Source organism: Pseudoalteromonas sp. UCD-33C (assembly GCF_001306895.1).
Lineage (GTDB): Bacteria > Pseudomonadota > Gammaproteobacteria > Enterobacterales > Alteromonadaceae > Pseudoalteromonas.
Window position 1 is genome coordinate 193,559 of the sequence record NZ_LJTB01000006.1, and the last position, 17,943, is coordinate 211,501.

12 protein-coding genes are annotated in these 17,943 nt (G+C 41.9%); 4 read left to right on the top strand and 8 right to left on the bottom strand.

Annotated elements, in window-relative coordinates:
• Positions 1-43: 43 nt before the first annotated feature.
• On the bottom strand, positions 44-3,181 hold the full coding sequence (locus AOG26_RS13480) for an efflux RND transporter permease subunit (RefSeq protein WP_054562956.1): 3,138 nt from the start codon (positions 3,179-3,181) through the stop codon (positions 44-46).
• Between the two features lie 9 nt (positions 3,182-3,190).
• The gene (locus AOG26_RS13485; RefSeq protein WP_054562957.1) at positions 3,191-4,363 is read right to left on the bottom strand and encodes an efflux RND transporter periplasmic adaptor subunit; all 1,173 of its coding nucleotides are present in this window, start codon (positions 4,361-4,363) and stop codon (positions 3,191-3,193) included.
• Between the two features lie 265 nt (positions 4,364-4,628).
• Here AOG26_RS13485 and AOG26_RS13490 point away from each other — a divergent pair, with 265 nt between their 5' ends.
• Positions 4,629-7,139, top strand: a complete 2,511-nt coding sequence (locus AOG26_RS13490; RefSeq protein ID WP_054562958.1) for a zinc-dependent metalloprotease — start codon at positions 4,629-4,631, stop codon at positions 7,137-7,139.
• A gap of 50 nt (positions 7,140-7,189) precedes the next feature.
• Here AOG26_RS13490 and AOG26_RS13495 read toward each other — a convergent pair whose 3' ends face one another.
• A complete protein-coding gene (locus AOG26_RS13495; RefSeq protein WP_054562959.1) occupies positions 7,190-7,804 on the bottom strand; it encodes a PQ-loop domain-containing transporter in 615 nt (204 codons plus the stop codon).
• A gap of 271 nt (positions 7,805-8,075) precedes the next feature.
• Here AOG26_RS13495 and AOG26_RS13500 point away from each other — a divergent pair, with 271 nt between their 5' ends.
• Positions 8,076-9,215: a tetratricopeptide repeat protein gene (locus tag AOG26_RS13500; RefSeq protein WP_054562960.1), complete on the top strand. Its 1,140-nt coding sequence runs from the start codon at positions 8,076-8,078 to the stop codon at positions 9,213-9,215.
• A 1-nt stretch (position 9,216) separates the two neighbouring features.
• Here AOG26_RS13500 and AOG26_RS13505 read toward each other — a convergent pair whose 3' ends face one another.
• The 5 genes from AOG26_RS13505 to AOG26_RS13525 all read right to left on the bottom strand — a co-directional run bounded on the left by AOG26_RS13505 (position 9,217) and on the right by AOG26_RS13525 (position 15,425).
• Entirely contained in the window at positions 9,217-12,039 is a 2,823-nt protein-coding gene (locus AOG26_RS13505) for a TolB family protein (protein ID WP_054562961.1), read from the bottom strand.
• Positions 12,040-12,124: 85 nt separating this feature from the next.
• Positions 12,125-12,367 (bottom strand): hypothetical protein, encoded by a 243-nt coding sequence (locus AOG26_RS13510; protein ID WP_054562962.1) that lies wholly within the window; start codon positions 12,365-12,367, stop codon positions 12,125-12,127.
• Between the two features lie 79 nt (positions 12,368-12,446).
• Positions 12,447-13,979 (bottom strand): PH domain-containing protein, encoded by a 1,533-nt coding sequence (locus AOG26_RS13515; RefSeq protein ID WP_082401663.1) that lies wholly within the window; start codon positions 13,977-13,979, stop codon positions 12,447-12,449.
• The gene (locus tag AOG26_RS13520; RefSeq protein WP_054562964.1) at positions 13,972-14,505 is read right to left on the bottom strand and encodes a PH domain-containing protein; all 534 of its coding nucleotides are present in this window, start codon (positions 14,503-14,505) and stop codon (positions 13,972-13,974) included. Before AOG26_RS13520 ends, AOG26_RS13515 begins: the two co-directional genes overlap by 8 nt.
• Before the next feature lie 68 nt (positions 14,506-14,573).
• Entirely contained in the window at positions 14,574-15,425 is an 852-nt protein-coding gene (locus AOG26_RS13525; protein ID WP_054562965.1) for a D-hexose-6-phosphate mutarotase, read from the bottom strand.
• Positions 15,426-15,754: 329 nt separating this feature from the next.
• Between AOG26_RS13525 and AOG26_RS13530 the strand changes: the two genes are divergently transcribed.
• Together AOG26_RS13530 and AOG26_RS13535 are read left to right on the top strand one after the other, a co-directional pair.
• The gene (locus AOG26_RS13530) at positions 15,755-16,240 is read left to right on the top strand and encodes a MarR family winged helix-turn-helix transcriptional regulator (protein ID WP_054562966.1); all 486 of its coding nucleotides are present in this window, start codon (positions 15,755-15,757) and stop codon (positions 16,238-16,240) included.
• Between the two features lie 105 nt (positions 16,241-16,345).
• Entirely contained in the window at positions 16,346-17,665 is a 1,320-nt protein-coding gene (locus tag AOG26_RS13535) for a porin (RefSeq protein ID WP_054562967.1), read from the top strand.
• The last annotated feature ends 278 nt before the right edge of the window (positions 17,666-17,943 follow it).

Below are 17,943 nucleotides of genomic sequence, written 5' to 3' on the forward strand. Positions count from 1 at the left end.
CAAAAAAGCCAACCTCTTGGCTGGCTTTTTCGCAAATGGGTTATTAATCCCTTGCTAGCTTTCTTCTGGTCGCTACTCGGTGCCCTGCGCGGAATACATTTAAGAAGCCATTACCCACATCACTCATTACAATATACAAACAAGGTACTAGTACTAAAGTGATTAGAGTTGCAAACATAACCGCAAAACCAAGTGCAACCGCCATTGGAATTACAAATTTAGCTTGCAAGCTGGTTTCGAACATAATCGGTAGTACACCGGCAAAGGTTGTAATTGATGTCAGGGTGATTGCTCTAAAGCGCGCACAACCTGCTTCAATAACCGCTTGGCGAGTTGAAATACCTTCTCGGCGTGCTTGGTTTACAAAGTCGGTCATAACTAACGAGTCATTAATTACAACACCGGCTGCGGCAATCAAGCCAAAGCCCGACATCAAGCTAATATCTAGACCAAACCAGAAGTGACCCCAAATAGCTCCGGTTAAGCTAAATGGAATAACCGACATAACAATAAGAGGCTGCGAATAGCTCTTAAGCGGCACTGCAAGCAAGATATATACTAAAATCATACCACCGATAAAGAACATGATTTGCTCGTTAGCTTGCGCTTGTTGTTCTTCAATAGAACCACCTAGCTCAGTTTTAACTGATGGGTATTCCTCTTTTAACTGCGGTAATAAGTTCTCATCAACTTGCTTAACCACTTCACCCGGTTCAATCGCTTCTTCATCGATACTGCCGTAGATATACACAGTACGATAGCCACCTTCACGGCGAATATAGCTAATACCTGGCTTTTCGTTCAGTTCAACAACATCACCCAGCATCACCTCTTGGCCTGCAGGCGTTGTGATAACAGCGTGCTTTAATGATGCAAACGCTTCACGTGTTAGTTTCGGGTAACGAACCATAACACGTACTTCTTCACCGCGACGAATAACACGCTGAGCTTCACCACCGTAAAAGCTTGCGCCCACTTGGTTAGCAATGTTGGCAAGGTCTAAACCTAGATCATATGCCACAGGTTTTAAGCTTAATTGCACCTCTTTGCTCGCCGGATCGATAGTCGAACTAATATCAAATAAGCCTTTTTGCTGTTGTAGTAGTTGGATAAAACGACGACCTGCCTCATTTAAGGTATCGATATCTGGGCCATAAAGTAAGTAACCAAACTCACCATCCATACCACCGCCATTTACATCATCGTAAATTTGCAGCGATTTCACACCTGGGATACTTGGCATTTGTTCACGCCAACGACGAGATAATTCGAATGCGTTATACGGGCGAAGCTCTTCATCTACCAGCGGAGCAAGTAGTTGTGCTTCAGTACGACCTTGGTTGAACACTAAGATATCGCGAATTAGCTTTTGACCAAATTCTCGTTCTGTCTCTTGGTCTACCTTGTTAACCATGGCTTCGATTTCACGAATAGCATTAATCGTTTGCATATCCGAGGCATTTTCATTCATTTCTAAACGAATTTGCGGGAAGTCATGAGGTACTTTTGGTGTTGGTACCACACGCACTTGGTTTGATGAAATTAAGCCAAACGTCAAAATCAATAAACCGATAAACGCAAATAGCACAAACCAACGCCACTCCACACACAGCTCAATAAAACGCTTATATGGGCCATTTACAAAGTTAAAGAAACGTTTGTTAAAACGCGCTCGCCAGCTATTAGGATTAATTGGCGGAAACTTAGTGTGGGCAATGTGTGCCGGTAAAATAAGTTTCGATTCAATCAAACTAAATATCAGACACAGAATTACCACCACGGCGATACCAAAGAAGAATGCGCTTTCTGGGCCACTTGATAAGGTGAATGGTGCAAATACAGCAATTGTTGTTAAAACACCAAATGTTGCTGGGGTAGCAACGCGTTTTGCGCCATTTACCACGTTTACAACACCACCGCCTTTTTTCTCAATTTCGGTGTAGGCACTTTCCCCTATGACGATGGCATCATCGACCACGATCCCGAGTACCATAATAAAGGCAAATAACGATACGATATTAATACTGATACCAAATAATGGCATCATCATCATTGCACCTAAGAAACACACAGGTAAACCAATCATTACCCAAAGTGCCAACTTAAAGCGCAAGAAGATAGACAACATAATGGCAACCAAGATAGCCCCTTGGAATAAATTGCTTTTCATCATGTCTAAACGGGCATTTAGGTAGTAAGTCATGTCCATTAATGGCTCAAGACGCAAGCCCGCCGGTAGCTCTTTATTCTTTTGCTCAATAAACGCTTTAACTGAATCAGCAACCGGGATCATGTTTTGTTCTTTGGTTGCTTTTACTGATAAATAAACGGCATTTTCACCATTAAATTTAAAGTAGCGCTCACCTTCTGTGAATTGGTCTTTAATCACAGCGATGTCGTTTAGCAGCACTTTCGCGCCATTAGCACCAATTTTTACTGGGATCTGGCGGAACTCATCACCGCTGTAATATTGATTTTCAACACGTACCGAGATAATACCTGCGTCAGTACGTAGTTGACCTGCCGAGATATTCGCAGAGTAACGACGTACTGCACTTGCCACCTCACTTAAAGTAAGGTTGTATTGACGTAGTGAATCAGGGTCAATTTCAATTGCAATTTCATCAAGTGGTACATCGTTTTGCACCAGTGACACATTGGATAATTGCAGTAACTCATCTTCAATTTTATTTGCTACTGGCTTTAACTCAGTAAGTGGAATATCACCTACCAGCGTCATACCGATTACATCTTGGCGAAATTCAACCTGACTAATCGTCACAGGCTCCATGCCCGCAGGGAAAGTCGCAATACTGTCTACCCGTAGCTTCACTTTATCGAGTACATCAGTAAGTTCTGCATCAGTGTTGATCTCTAAACTTGCACGGCCACTATTTCGAAACGAGCGATATACACCACGTTTAATTTCGGTGACATCTTTTAGTGACTCTTCAATCTTGATCAGAATACTTTCTTCAATTTCCTGTGGTGAGGCCCCCGGATAATTGGCTTGTACTTCAATATAGTTAATTTCAACATTTGGGAACATCTGGCGCTGAATAGTGAAATAACTAATGATCCCCATGATGATGATAAACACCATCATTAAGTTAGCTGCGACCGAGTTATTGGCAAAATAAGCTATAAGGCCAGACTGTTTTTCTGTGTTTGTATCAGTCATAGTGCTACCTTAAAGCTTTTCAACCGCTGCAGTTTCTGCATCGCTTGTCATTTCTTTCATACCTGCAACCTTCACTTCCATACCCTCTTGCGGGTACTCAGGTAGCGTAAGAACCAACTGGTCATTCACTTCAAGGCCATCACTAATGTAGAAATACTCACCTTCTTCGCGTACTACCGTTACTTTGCGTGGTTCAAGTTTATTCTCGTCGTTCACAATCCACACAGTCTGGTTATTCACTAAAGACTGCGGTAAACGGTAGATATTTTGTAATGTTGCACCGGCAAAGCTCACTTGTACGTAAGCACCAAATTTAATTGGTTGTACGTCATGCTTTAAGCCGTATGGGTCATCAACACGAACAACTAAGTTGCTCATACGCGTCGCGTTATCAACTACGCCTAGGTCACGGTCAATTTCGGCTTCACGAGTAAAGCTATTTAAGCCTTTATTGATGATAGTCGCTTTAACGCCTTTTAAGCGTTTTGGCAAAAATACACTATCGAAACCAGCAATTGGTACAATGATTTCTGCACTTTCAATATTGTTAATTTCAGCAACTTGGCTGCCTACATTAATGTATTGACCGACACCTATTTCACGGCTGATCACCAGCGCATCGTAAGGTGCTTTTACCTCACAGCGAGCAAGGTCACGCTCGGCACGTTTTAATGCAGCTTGCGCTGATTTAACAGCGGCTTGCGCGCTTAAAACTTGAGGCTTACGTAGGAATAAGTCAGTGCGCTCACGTTCTGGGTAACGTCTTGCTTCATCCTCTGCCACTTTAGCTTGTGCTTGCTCTTCGATCAGTGCCGCTTGAGCACTAGCAAGTGACGCCTCAGCTTGTAGTACAGCTGCTTCGTAGTTATCTTTTTCGATGGTAAATAACACTTCACCACGAGCTACGATGCCACCCGCAACAAAGTTTGGGTGCCAGCTTGTAACTTCACCAGCCACTTGCGAGGCAAGTAAGGTACTTTCAAGCGGTTTCACTTCGCCGTAACTATTAATAATCACTTGATGATCATCACTTGCTACTGGCTCAACCTGTACTAAAGGACGCACATCAACTACATCCTTGTCTTTAGGCTCTTGAGCAATCGCGTTGATTGCTTTAAAACCAGCAACACCAACGATTAATGCAACAAACGGTAATATCCATTTTAATAAACTTGTGCGCATAACTTACACCTATAATATTTTCACTGGCCCTATCATACCAAAGCTGACAGAAACATTAATGTGACATTTGTAAGGAACTGTTACAAAAACAGATAAATTGGCAACACAAACCTCAAAATTTATCTAAGAACAATTTGTTACAAACAAAAGCCAACTAATATCAAAGACTTACAAAAACACCTTCACACTTGTTAACAAACAGCCTTTTATCAAGGGGTTAATTCATTAAACTTGATTGAGAAATAATTAAAGGAACGAGTTAACAATGAAAATAACAAACATTGCGCTGGCACTAAGCTTAGCGTTTGCCATGAATGGCCACGCAGCCGAAACAAAAAAAGAAGAAAAGAAGCCAAAAACACTGGCTGAAATGATCAAAGATAAAAGCGAGTTTGCCGGTGTTTTCAGCATTTACCAAGATGCGAAAACCGGCGATAACTTAATGGTGATCGACCAATCTCAACTTGATACACCATTTGTGTACTTTGCTCACACCGTTGATGGTGTGACTGATGCAGGTCACTTCAGAGGGGCATACCGCGAGACAAAACTAATTGAGTTTCGTAAATATTTTGACCGCATTGATATTATTAGCAAAACACCACGCTATAAATTTGATGAAAACTCAGCCTTAGCACGCTCTGCCGATGCCAACATCAGCGAAGCTGTCCTTGCGAGTATTAAAATCGAAAAAGAAGAAGACGGTAAAATTGCTTTTAAAGTTGATAAGCTCTTTTTAAGTGAAGCACTGCATAAAGTGTCACCTTGGGCAAACCCAAAAGATAAAAATGCCAGCAAACGCTTTAAACTTGGTAAGTTAAACGACAAAAAATCGCGAATAGTTAAACAGCGCCCTTACCCAAATAACCTAGATGTTGTAGTGGATTATGTATTTTCTAATGCCAACCCAACAGTACGAGGTTCAAAAGCCGTAAGCGATCCTCGTAACGTTTCAATTAAAGTCCAGCATTCATTCGTTGCGTTACCAAAAAATGATTATCAAGCTCGCCAAGATGACGCGCGTATTGGTTATTTCACTAACGAATTCGACAATATGACATCAGCGGATTGGGCACCTTATGAAGATGTCATCAAGCGCTGGGACTTACAAAAGAAAGACCCATCAGCTGCACTGTCTGAGCCAGTTAAACCGATTACTTGGTGGATTGAAAATACTACGCCAGTTGAGTGGCGAGACACTATTCGTGATGCAGTACTAGCATGGAATAGCTCATTTGAAAAAGCAGGCTTTAAAAATGCCATCGAAGTAAAAGTACAACCTGATGACGCTGATTGGGATGCGGGCGATATTAACTACAACGTGTTACGTTGGACTGCATCACCACGCCCTCCATTTGGCGGTTATGGTCCTGCCCTTGCAAACCCATTAACCGGTGAAATCTTAGGCTCTGACATCATGTTAGAGTATGTTTTCATGAAAAACCGTTGGATGTACGACACCTTATACACTCAAGGTGCAGCCACACTTGAAACTAGCCAAAACAGCGCAGACTTACATTGCTCATTGGGTCACAGCATTCAAGAAAACATGCTACTTGCTAAAGGCTTAGGCACAGGTGCGAGCATTGAAGACAAAGAGATTTTACGCCAAGGCTTAACTCAGCTTGTTTTACACGAAGTGGGCCATACCCTAGGTCTTAACCACAATATGAAATCATCTATCTTGTGGGATGAAAAAGAAGTTCACGATAAGAGTAAAACACAAGGTATCGTAACGGGTTCAGTTATGGACTATGCACCAGCAAACATTGCCCCTATTGGCATGCAACAAGGTGATATCTTCCAAACAAAACCTGGCCCTTACGATGATTGGGCGATTGAGTACGGCTACAGCCAAGCATTAGCAGATAAAGTCGCTGAGCAGCAGCGCCTTGAAAAAATTCTCGCTCGATCATCTGAGCATGCTTTAGCTTTTGGTAATGATGCTGATGATATGCGTGCCCCAGGCCGCCATATCGACCCACGTGTAATGATTGGTGATATGTCATCTAACCCTGCCGCATATGCTGATGATCGTATGGAACTTATCAATAAGCTGTTTACTGAACTTAAAGACAATGCCACGGTTAATGGTGAGTCATACCAACAGCTGGTTACCTCAGCGAACATTTTATTTAGAAGCTACAGAACACAAGCAGGCGTGGTATCTCGTCAAATTGGTGGTGTTTATGTAGAACGTAATGTGGTGGGTGATGACAAAAATGGCGCACCATTTACGCCAGTGCCACTTGAGCGCCAGCAACATGCAATGCAAGTGTTAGCCGACAAAGTATTCTCGCCAAATGTACTTTCGAGCATGCAGCCACTGTATAACTACCTGCTACAGCAGCGTCGTGGTTTTAATCATTATGGTAAAAACGAAGACCCTAAACCACATGGCATGATTTTAGGTATGCAAAAGCTGGTACTTGCTCAGTTGTTGCACCCAGCAGTTATGCTGCGTATTTCAGACAGTGCAATGTATGGCAACGAGTATTCACTTAACCAATTTATGAATGACTTAACAGCAAGCATTTTTGTAGACAGCAAAAAAGCAAATACCCTAAGTCACAATCTACAAGTTGAATATGTGAATCAGCTAATCGCGATTGCTGGTTTAGGCAAAGCGAGCAAGCACGATAACCTAGCCAAAGCTGCCGCGCTTTATCAGTTAAATCAAATTGCTGATATGAGCGTACCTTGGGGTGCAGACACCGCAGCTAAAGCGCACAAACAATATATCGATCGCTTAATTAGTAAAGCCCTCGAAGCATAAGTAAAACAACACAAAAAAGGCTGCCACTTGGCAGCCTTTTGTTTTTTAGTTTAAGCCATTGCTGGGCGCGATTTATAATACTGAATACACCCTAGTTGTGCGGCATTAGTCAGTAATATCATCACAAAGGTTAAGATGTGAGACACACTCGGTGTCGCCATAGCAAGTTCGGCAGCGAGGCCGCAGCTTCCAGCAACAAACTGTAGGCTAAAGTAGCGCGCACTTAAATTACTAATATCACCACTTTTAATGGTTTTATAAGTCTGCGGCATAACACGAATAGAGCTCATGACTAAACCTACATAGGTTAGCCAGTTAAGCACCATTGCTGTTTCATAATGAGGGTTAAGCAACAAACCAAAAGGCACGACCGACATGGCTAATAACCCAGCTAGCTGCATGCGTTGCTTTCGCGCAGCGTTGTAACGAACAAAGTAGTAAAGAATCACACCACTTAGCATGCCGGTAACAACAAACGGCAAAACCATGTAAAAACGCTGAAAAAACAGGTTAAAGGTGATGAAATATAAACTTTGCGCGACACCAAAGCTCATCATTAACAGCGAAACGCCCGACACACTGCGATTTTTACGGATCTTATTTAAAAGCGGATAAAAGCTAAACGCTAAAATAAAGCATGAAATAATCGGCAAAAAGTGCGCCAAAACAGACCTCTCTCGTTACAATTTAGTTAATAAGTTAGCAGTTTATAAATCGCCCATGAAATTACAGTAAACACCTGTTTTTAAAGCAATTTAAAAGAGCGCGGCATTGTAATGAGAGCGCTTTAGAATGCAATAAAGAATAAAAAACAAACAACAGTCTATTGGCAAGATATCCGTACAAGCTGTTTACAGCTGATGACACTAACGACTGACTTGAATAATTAATGTGATCTGGGTACATTGATTAAATAGTGCTCAGGAGGGTTAAGCCATGAAGTCAATTTTATATGCGCTTGTTTTAAGTACTTTTTTATTTGGATGCAAGAGTACAAAACAACAACCAACGCCACCACCGAGTGTGGCCAGCTTACTCAATGCAGCACATTTTAAACACGTTGAACTTAGCGACCCTGAGCTTTTTACGCTCCCTGCGGATGAGCAAAAACGTTTTCTTAATTATTTTACCAAACGTCAAGGTGGTGATTTAAGGGATGACCAAATCCTATATCACTATTTAGAAAATAAGCTCACCAATTTTAATTACTTTAGCGCCACACTCAATGCCCAGCAGACTCTTCAAGGTCATCAAGGTAACTGTATTAGCTTAGCAATTTTAACCCATGCTTATGCTCAACTAGCAGGACTTCAAACAGGCTTTCAGGCAGTGTCGAGTGAGCCTGTTTATAGTAAACAAAATAACATCGTGTATGTATCGGGCCATTTTCGCACCAAAGTCTACGCCCCTTTAAATGAGGACGATAATTACTTGGTGCCACCAGGCACAGTCATCGATTACTTCCCTGCTCGTGGTAGTTTTTACTCTGGCCGCGCTGAATTAAAAGACTTAATTAGCCGTTATTACAGTAATTTAGCTGCAAAAGCACTGGCCTTGAAACAATTCGACTTAAGCTATAGTTATATATTAAAAGCCAATGAATACACCCCAAATGCAGCAGCACTTTATAATCTAGCTGCCGTTTTACATCGCCAAGCGGGTGATTTAGCTGGAGCAAAACATATTTATCAAACAGCAATGCAGCATGGCTTTAGCGATACAAATTTACTACATAATTACGCAGTGCTGGCCGAGCAACTGAATGATCAGGTTTTGGCTGAGCAGCTCAATTCACAGTTGGCGATGCTAGAGCAGGATCCATTCGAGTTACTGGCAACGGCAATTAACGCCCGTAACGATGGCAAGCTTTTCAAGGCAAAGCAACAACTCGAAGACGCTATTGCATTAGCCCCTTATTTATCTGAACCCTATATAGAATTAGCGATTATTAGTTATCAGCAAGGTAATGAAAAAAGTAGTAAGGAATGGTTAGAAAAAGCCATTGAGATAGAGAATAAAGACGAAAAACTGGCGCTATATCACGCCAAGCTTTTCGCCTTAAAAGACCAACACTAGGCTATAACGAGTAATAGAAGCTTAGCCAAGCCCGTAAATCATTTTCAAAGTCGTCGCCTTCTACCCGGGCGACGCCAAAATCAAGGTTTACATCATTTAAACCAGCGGGCCCCATACCAAAGCTAAAGTCTCCTCGCCATTTTAGCCCGTAACTTTGTGCATAGACTCGGTTATCAACTTGATGCTGTTGGTAATAAAGCCAAGGTAATGAATCTTTGTAACTAATGCCCCCGCCATAACCTTTATAGCGGTTACCTGATTGACTAATAAACGGCAACTCAGGAGCGACAACAAAGCCGCTTTGCGTGTCATTATTAATTAAGTTTGACTCATAACCGCCAAGAGCAAGAATACTGTCATCGCGATATTGCTGTGTAAAATTAACATAAACAGGAATATCAAAAGCATAACCGCTCAATACGGTGGCAAGGTTATAGCCTTGCCAATTATTCGAGTTAGCATCACCGGATAACCACTGAGCACTCACAGACTGAGCAAAACCGTATCGCTGTCTATCATGTTGCCATTTTTGTTCAAGTCCAAGGGTTAACCATTGATCATCCCCCTTACTAAAATCACTGTAGTTATAGCTCAAACTCGGTGTAATACTAAGCTGCTGAAACTGCAACGGGTAGCTCATGGCTAAATGCGCCCCAGTGTTACTTATATTCACCGGTATTTGTGAATGGTACTGTTTTGCCGATTCAAGGTCGTAATCAAATAACAGCGCTTTAAATTTTAAATCAAACGCTGAGTACTTAGCGGCCGCAAACACCCCTTCTAATGCTTTGTCATGTAAATCAACACTGTAGCCTGCTTGTAAATCGAGCTGCTTTAAAAAGTCGTTACTTTTTACTCCAAGGGTAAGCAGCGAAGATGATGCCGAGTAATACTGAGATGCCAATGAAAAGGTGGGTTTTTGCTGCCAAATATCATAATCGGCTGGCTCAGTTGGGCTTTGCGGGTAGATTTTAGCCTCAGGTAATACTTCGCTCGTTACTTGCCCTCGTGGTGGCTCCGCACTTTTAGCAAATTCAACAACCTCTAATCCTTGTGGTTGCTCAGCAAAATGCTTGATATTCGGCCCTTCAGCAGTGATCGATAAATACAAAAGTTCACCGTTATTCATTGCCATTGGGTGTGCAACAGCTTCTTGGCCTTGCGTTAATTGGCGTAGTGAATTGCTTTGTATATCATAATGATATAAATCGAGAGCTTTATTTTTACCAGCGACAAAATAAAGCCCTTTGCCATCGGCTTGCCAATTAGGTTGTGACACATACTGATAGCCCTCTGGCATTGGCACAGTAAGTGATTTTTGGGAACTTAAATCTTGTATATACAACTGCCAATTAGCATTCAATGTCGCTTTTAAATAGGCAAGTTGTGTTTTATTAGGGCTTAGTAATGGATAGTCATAAACCGTTTCTAGGCTTTTCTCAAATAAAGGCGTAGCGACACCAGTATTGAGGTCAAGGCGCACTAGCTCCGAGAAACCATGCTTCGTTTGCTCAGCATAAACCGTTTGCCCGTTATCACTGATACTAAAGCGGCGCAGCCCTGCATGATGGGTCAAAGCGCTCACTTTACCTGTGTCGATATCATAACGGTATAAATCAGAAATACCTTGAATTGAGCCTTTAGCAACAGTTGTTGTGGCGGTAAAAAACAATGTATTTTCGTCTAACCACTGCGGGTTTTTTATACCCTGCCTATTAATTTGGTTAAGCACATGTTTTTGCTTACGTTTAAAAACACTGGGGGCTTTATCAGCAATATCAGCAGGGTCATCATCGAGTAACGCTTGTTGCTGCTTTGCAAAATCATCAGCAGCCTGTTGATTGTCATCAGTGCTATAAATGACTAAACGGGTTTCGTCATCTTTGTTGCGCTCAACAATGGCAAGCTTACTGTTATCTAAACTTAAAACAGGGTTCGAGGCGTATAGATCAAGCTCCAACCATAGCTTACTTGTAAGTGCTTGCTCACTTACTTCTTTAGCCATTGCTTTATAGGTATATTCTGCAATAAAACGGCGGTAGAGGCGCTCAGGTGAGTCGCCAAAAACGCCGCTAAAGGCCTCATTAAAATCACGTGCTTTAACCGCTTGCATGCGAGTCCAAACTGCATCAAGAGTTTGCGCTGAATAGCTCTCTTCAAGCCAAGCAAGAAAGCGAGAACCCATTAAATATGCCATTGAGCCAGCTAAATAGCCCCCTTCGGTACTACTTAATTGGCTATATCGTGGCAATGCACCTTGCTGTGCAAATTCAACCAGTATTGCCTCTGAAAGGTTGTCGTATAAACGACCCCGCCCTGTCATTTTCGACTCCAGTAGCGTTGCATACCCTTCGGCAGCCCAGCGCGGCATTTCGCCTTCAACTAAGTCATAAATATCCCAACTATTACGAATAGCTTGGCGCACGTCACTTCGAGTAGGCTGAGCAAGGTGCACCAAATGAATATATTCGTGCAAAATCAATAACTGCTGCCAGCCATCGGTGTTAGAAATCACCGTATCGGATTGTGGAGGCGTAGTAAACAAAGCCATTAAAGGCTTGTTAGTCACCGGCAAAGCAAAGCCATTGGAGGCGTTAAATGGGTCAAAAACCAGAACATCGACCACTTCATCAAGAGCACGGTTTTGCTGTTTTAGTACCTTATCGCGAACAATTTCAAGCTCTGTTGCCGCTGAACGGGCCCATTGCTGATTCTCAGTACTAAAGTGCACATTAAAGTGCTCGGTATGAATAGTTTGCCAAGTCTCTTGGCTTGAAGCGTGGCTAGCAGCAAGTAATGCCACAGTTAACAGAGCTTTTTTCATCACAATCCTTGATTAGCAAGTTGCTTAATTTAAGGGCTAGTATGCGATGCTTTTTTAAAAGGCTGAAGTTAAAAAGTGTAAGAAATTACTCGATTTTTAGCGGCCGTACTAAACCGAGTAATTGATAAATAATAAAAATAGTCACGGCAAACATCAGGCTACTTCTTAATGCACCGAGCCCCGCAATGACTAAAGCTGCGGTTACGAGTAAAGCAATTGCTGTAACGGCAACACTCACACATAAGCCCTTACACTCCTGCTGCGAACGTGCATAACAAAGTAAGGCAACAACACCTGAAATAGCTAAAATAGGTAGTAAATAAATCATTGCGCACCCGTGATTATTGACGTTGCGCTAGTATACCTCGATATTAAAATGAGTCAATGATATTGAGAATTGTTTTCATTTAAAACCAATTCCGCTCAACGCCTTCTATTTCATATAGGGCGAAATCAGCAAACTGCTCAGCCAGCTCTGCTTTTAAGTAAGGCATTGATACTGAACCAGAAGCCAGTTGTATATACAAGCTTTTAAGCTGTGATCGGCGCATTAAATAAGTGCTTATTGTGGTGACGCTTTGCGCTTTATAGATTTCAAAAACACGATACTGCACACCCAGCATGCCGGTTTTAAATACGGCAAAAAAACGGCCGTCATGTTGATACATAGCCAAACCCGTTTTTTGATAATTCAAAAACACACCGGTCATCAAAACTAAGCCCACGACAATGCTCCACAGCATCGTAGCAGCATCAAATAAGGCGTTGAAAATTAAAGCAGAAAATACAGTTGGCAGGATCACATATAAAAACGTATTTTTATAAAGTAAAGCTCGCTCAGGCTTAATAAAGTTAAGCTCTGTTAAATCAACAAACCATGGAAATAACCAGCCACACACGGCTTGCACTTGCTCTTTGGTGATTACTGGCATCACTAGCGTTTGTTTATTTTTATGTGCCGCAACTCCAGCTGCCATCCCACCACTACTCACTTGTGGGCAAATTAAGGTATAGCGATTAAGGAACCTAGCAATAATATTTTGTTTGATTTGCACACTTTGAATTTTCGACACGCTGATCGAGAGTTGCTGTCGCTCAAATAAACCTGCCACACGCTTAAACTTATCGTCCTGAAAATACAGCTGAAAGTTAAAAAAGCGCACTAAGGCCATGACAACAGAAAGTAAAATGGCACATAAAACAATGGCAACAACCATAATTAACACAGCGATTGCAGCTGCGCTGCCAACAAAAGCAGCTTGCTCATTCAGTATGGCCTCTAGGCGGTTTATGATAGTTTTTTCGAGGTACTCAAAAATCACATTCATAAATGGGGCAAGCGCAGCCAATGCTAAAATTGCCATGTTCGACATCAAACCAAACTTAGCAATTTCAGCATTGCTGATCGTTAAGGTTTTCGGTTTATCTGTTGCTTCGCTCTGCTCAACAGGTAGCTGCTCTTGCTGTTGTAACTGAGCCTTAAATTCCATAACTTGTTCACGAACTTGCTCGGCATAGCTAAGCTTAACTCCCGGGATAACAGCTTCTTGAGCACTACTACCGGCGGCATCGAAAATACAATTAACTAAATTAACTGGCTGAAAATAAAAAGGCTCGGCAATGTTTACGTTCTGTACTCGAGCAAATTTTAGGGTTAGCCGCTCTTTTTTAAATACCCCTTTATTGAGCAGTATTTCATGACCATCTGTTATGCGGTATTTAAAATTACGATAATAAGCAAAGGCATACAGCACTAAAACTAAAGAGGCTACGGCAACAGCTATTTGCCCCCAAAACAGCTTTTGCTCAACTTGCGTAACAAATAACACCAAAATTGGCAGTAAATTAAGTAGCCCATCTTTTATGAAGCGCAGTGCAAAGTGAACAATAAAATACAGTAGCGCCCATGGCGACACGCGTTGCCATTGTTGATCACTCATCGGCAAGCTCATTTTCTTGAGTTGCTGCATTATCACCATAACTTTGCACGAACTGGCGAACATCATTGCATTGTTCGTCAGTTAACCCACTGATATGTAAATCAGCACTCATGCCACCCGCACTGTAAAGCCTGAGTGTTGCGAGTCCTAACTTTCGCTCAATTGGGCCGCGATGAATTTCGGTGTGTTGCACGCGAGAAATAGGCAATAAAGTGATTTGTTGCCAAATTAAACCTCGCTTAAAGGCAATATCATGCTCTCTTACTGCCACCCCTTTAGCGCGAACGCTGTAAAGGTTGTAAACCATCGACAGTATTACCAACAATGGCAAAACCAAAAGCCAAGGTGTAGCAATAGCTTCGCTAACGGCAGGATTAAAGTGCCGTACCGCAATGATCACGGCCATCAGAGGCACATAAAACAACAACCAATTTAGTTGTACATGCCATATCGCATTATCAGCAAGTGGTTGGAATTGAATCGTTTGATGCTTTGGAAGGGTTTCTATTTGTTGATTACTAAACACGGTAATTCCTTGTAAAGGCCAGCTGTGCTGGCCTTACGTGCTAACACTGAGTTGTTATATGTTATAAATTATACCCAGCGTAGTTTTGTTGCAAGTGTGTGGCTTGCTCCTGGTGCAAGTTCAACACTATCATCAAGGACATTAGCCGCTTCTAAGCACAGCATTACGTGGTATTCTTCATCAGCAAAATTAGAAAGGCGTTTTGATTTATCAATCCATGGATTCCAAAGAACACACGATGTTGAATTTTCGCGACCTACTTCAATAATGCCATCAGGTGTAATGATACGCTGAGTGTCTTTTGCTTCGGTGTAAACCATGTCTGTTTCACGTGCGAACGACACTAATTCATTTTGCTCAAATGGACCTTCAGCAAATTCAATGTATTTCGCGCCTTGCAGACCATCTACTTTTGTTTCTTCAATTGCTGGTGTTGGGAAGTACGTGTGTAGTGCTTGAGTAAACTGTACTGTTTGGTTATCTAAGTTCGTGGTTGTTAAACGCATCTCTAAGCTAGAGGTTAAAATAAACTCAGCCAATAACTTAGTTTTATAAGGCCAATACTTTTCATCAACTTGCGCCATCGGCAATGACAAGCTGATATAAATAGAATCGTCTTGTTCTTTCACTTCTTCTGCGCGCCATAAACTTGTGCGAGCAACACCATGAGCTGGCCAGCCTTCATGTTGGCTTACTCCGAACCATGGCCAACAAATCGGAATACCGCCTCGCACACCTTTGCCTTCTTGGTAATCTTCTAATTCTGAGACCCATAATAATGGCTTTTTATCGGTTGGCGTGAACTCAGTGATCTGCGCACCTTGCAGAAAAATAGTTGCGCTACAAAACTCACTAGCAACTTTAATAAATTCAAGCCCGGTTTCACTTTGCTCAATCGTAACTGATGGCGATAACTTCATAATTCGTCCCATTTAATGAAAGAAAAATCCACCTTACCCAATGCAGTGGCTTTTAGTAAATAATATTTAGTTATTTGTATAAATTGTTTTACTACAAAGTGATGGTGTCACCTCGTAGTTACATTTTAAGTGTTAACAACAATTACTCCATCTAAATTTTAACTTTTGCTTTTTAATTTCTGCTCTAATCATTTTAAAAGCACAAAAACAACCTTTATGGCCATAAATTATAAGCAATATAGTCATTATTTATTTGAACTCAATTTATTAGATGTGTAAAATTTTTTGATTGCGGTTGCTCCACGCCGCCTTATTTAAGAGACAGAAACATGCAAAAGTATGACGAGCTACTAGTGTCGCTGCGTAAAGTGATCAGAGCCATCGACCTTCATTCAAAACAGCTCAATAAAACCTCTGGCTTAACAGGCCCACAATTACTGATTATGAACGAGGTTGCACAAACCGATGGCATAACCGCTAGCCGTATTGCACAAAATGTTAATCTAAGCCCAGCGACGGTTACTAATATCTTAGACCGTATAGAAAACCGTAACCTGATCACCCGTGTTCGTAGCCAATTAGATAAACGCCGAGTTAGTTTGCATCTCACAGAAGCGGGTAAACAGCTACTAGATCAAGCACCTCAGCCTCTGCAAGAACACTTCATTGAAAAGTTCTCAGCACTCGATGAGTGGGAGCAAAGCTTACTACTTTCATCAATGCAACGCATTGCCGCAATGATGGATGCAGATCAGCTTGATGCTTCACCTCTGCTTGAAGTTGGCGCAATCACCAAGACATTAGAACCACAGTAAAAATTAAAACTGATTGATTAATATTAATTTTCTGTGTCTAGTCTTGGGTTCAGCATGATTATCAACTATGCTTGGTAGTACCCATTCCAACACTAGCGAAAATTCATGCTTAAACTATCAAAGTTAGCCCTCGCAATAGCCTTGGGCACAACTTCAAGTCTTAGTCAGGCATCTGAAATTGATGACCTTCAAAAGCAGCTGCAATTGCTGAAACAGCAAATGCAGCAACTGCAAAGCAAACTTGATGCTGCCGAAGAAAAATCGCAGCAACAAGCCGAAAAACAAGCGCAGATTGATGCACAAGTAGCAAAACAGCAAAAGCAACTTGAGCAACAAACAGCAGCTGTTGAAGCGCCTAAAAAAGAATCTGGCATTAAGGTCGGGGGTGCAGTACGTACCAACTTCAGCCATACATCTTATAATGATGGTAATAAAAACCGCGGTGGTGACTTCGATTTTGACATCTTCAGGCTAAATTTTGCAGGTGATGTCGGTGATGTACAGCTTAACGCTGAGATCCGTTTTTTCGATTACATGACTGCAGTTAAGTATGCCTATGCAGCCTATGACTTTGCCGAAGACTGGCAAGTGCAGGCAGGTATTACCAAAGTGCCTTTTGGTAACTGGCCTTATAACTCACACAACTACTTCTTTGGCACTACTTACTATATTGGTCTTGAAGATGACCATGATTTAGGTGTGTTATTCAAGCGCAAAATTGCTGATAACTGGCAAATTGACCTTGGCTTTTTCAAAAATGATGAGCTAGGTGGCGTTGATGGTTACGTAAGCGACAGAAGCGACCGCTATTCATACGATGTTGTCGGTTTCCGCTCTGCTGATGAAGGTATCTATGCCGAACCAACCAATGCGATTGGTGAGTACAACACCTTCTCTGGTCGTTATGGTTATCACTTTGAGCATGACGGCGGCACCACTGAGCTAGGTGTTTCTGCGTTATCGGGTGGCTTGCATGACGGTGAAGATAAAGCCGGCGATTACTACGCCTGGGCTGTGCACTTAAACAGTACTATCGGTCCATGGAATTTCCAGCTACAGCATGGTGAGTATAACTACGATATCGACAACGTCGACCGTATGGCCGTGGGTGCTTATGCGTTTTACGATAGTATTGCCGCAGAAGCGACCATGACTAATGCTAATATCGCTTACAGCCTGCCTGTAGAGTGGGGTCCGGTAACAAACCTGCAGTTTTATAATGACTACGGCATCATTTATGACAAGTCAGATAACAGCGAAGATACATGGATGAATGTAACCGGTGTATCTGTTGCCGCAGGTGGCTTATTCACTTACTTTGATTTTGTACAAGCTAAAAACCAACCATTTGTTGGAGGTTCAATTGCTGGCGACAGCGACGAGACTGAAACCCGCTTCAATATCAATATAGGTTATTACTTCTAAGATACGCTTAATTAAGTGAAAGCAAGGAGCTGGCCTCCTTGCTTTTTTATTTACTCGAAACCACACAACAACCTCACGCTACCCTTAACGTTCATTCATTACTAGCAAACTTCTTACTTCACTCCCAAGTAGTCCACTATGCTTAAGGCTAAGGTCCGATCTGTACCTTTAGTTAAAACATTCTATGGATATACAAATGAAAATCATTATCATATAGTATCATTCTAAGCCCGATTTATTGTTAAAAGCTGTATAGCAGCTTTGTCTGATTATCACTT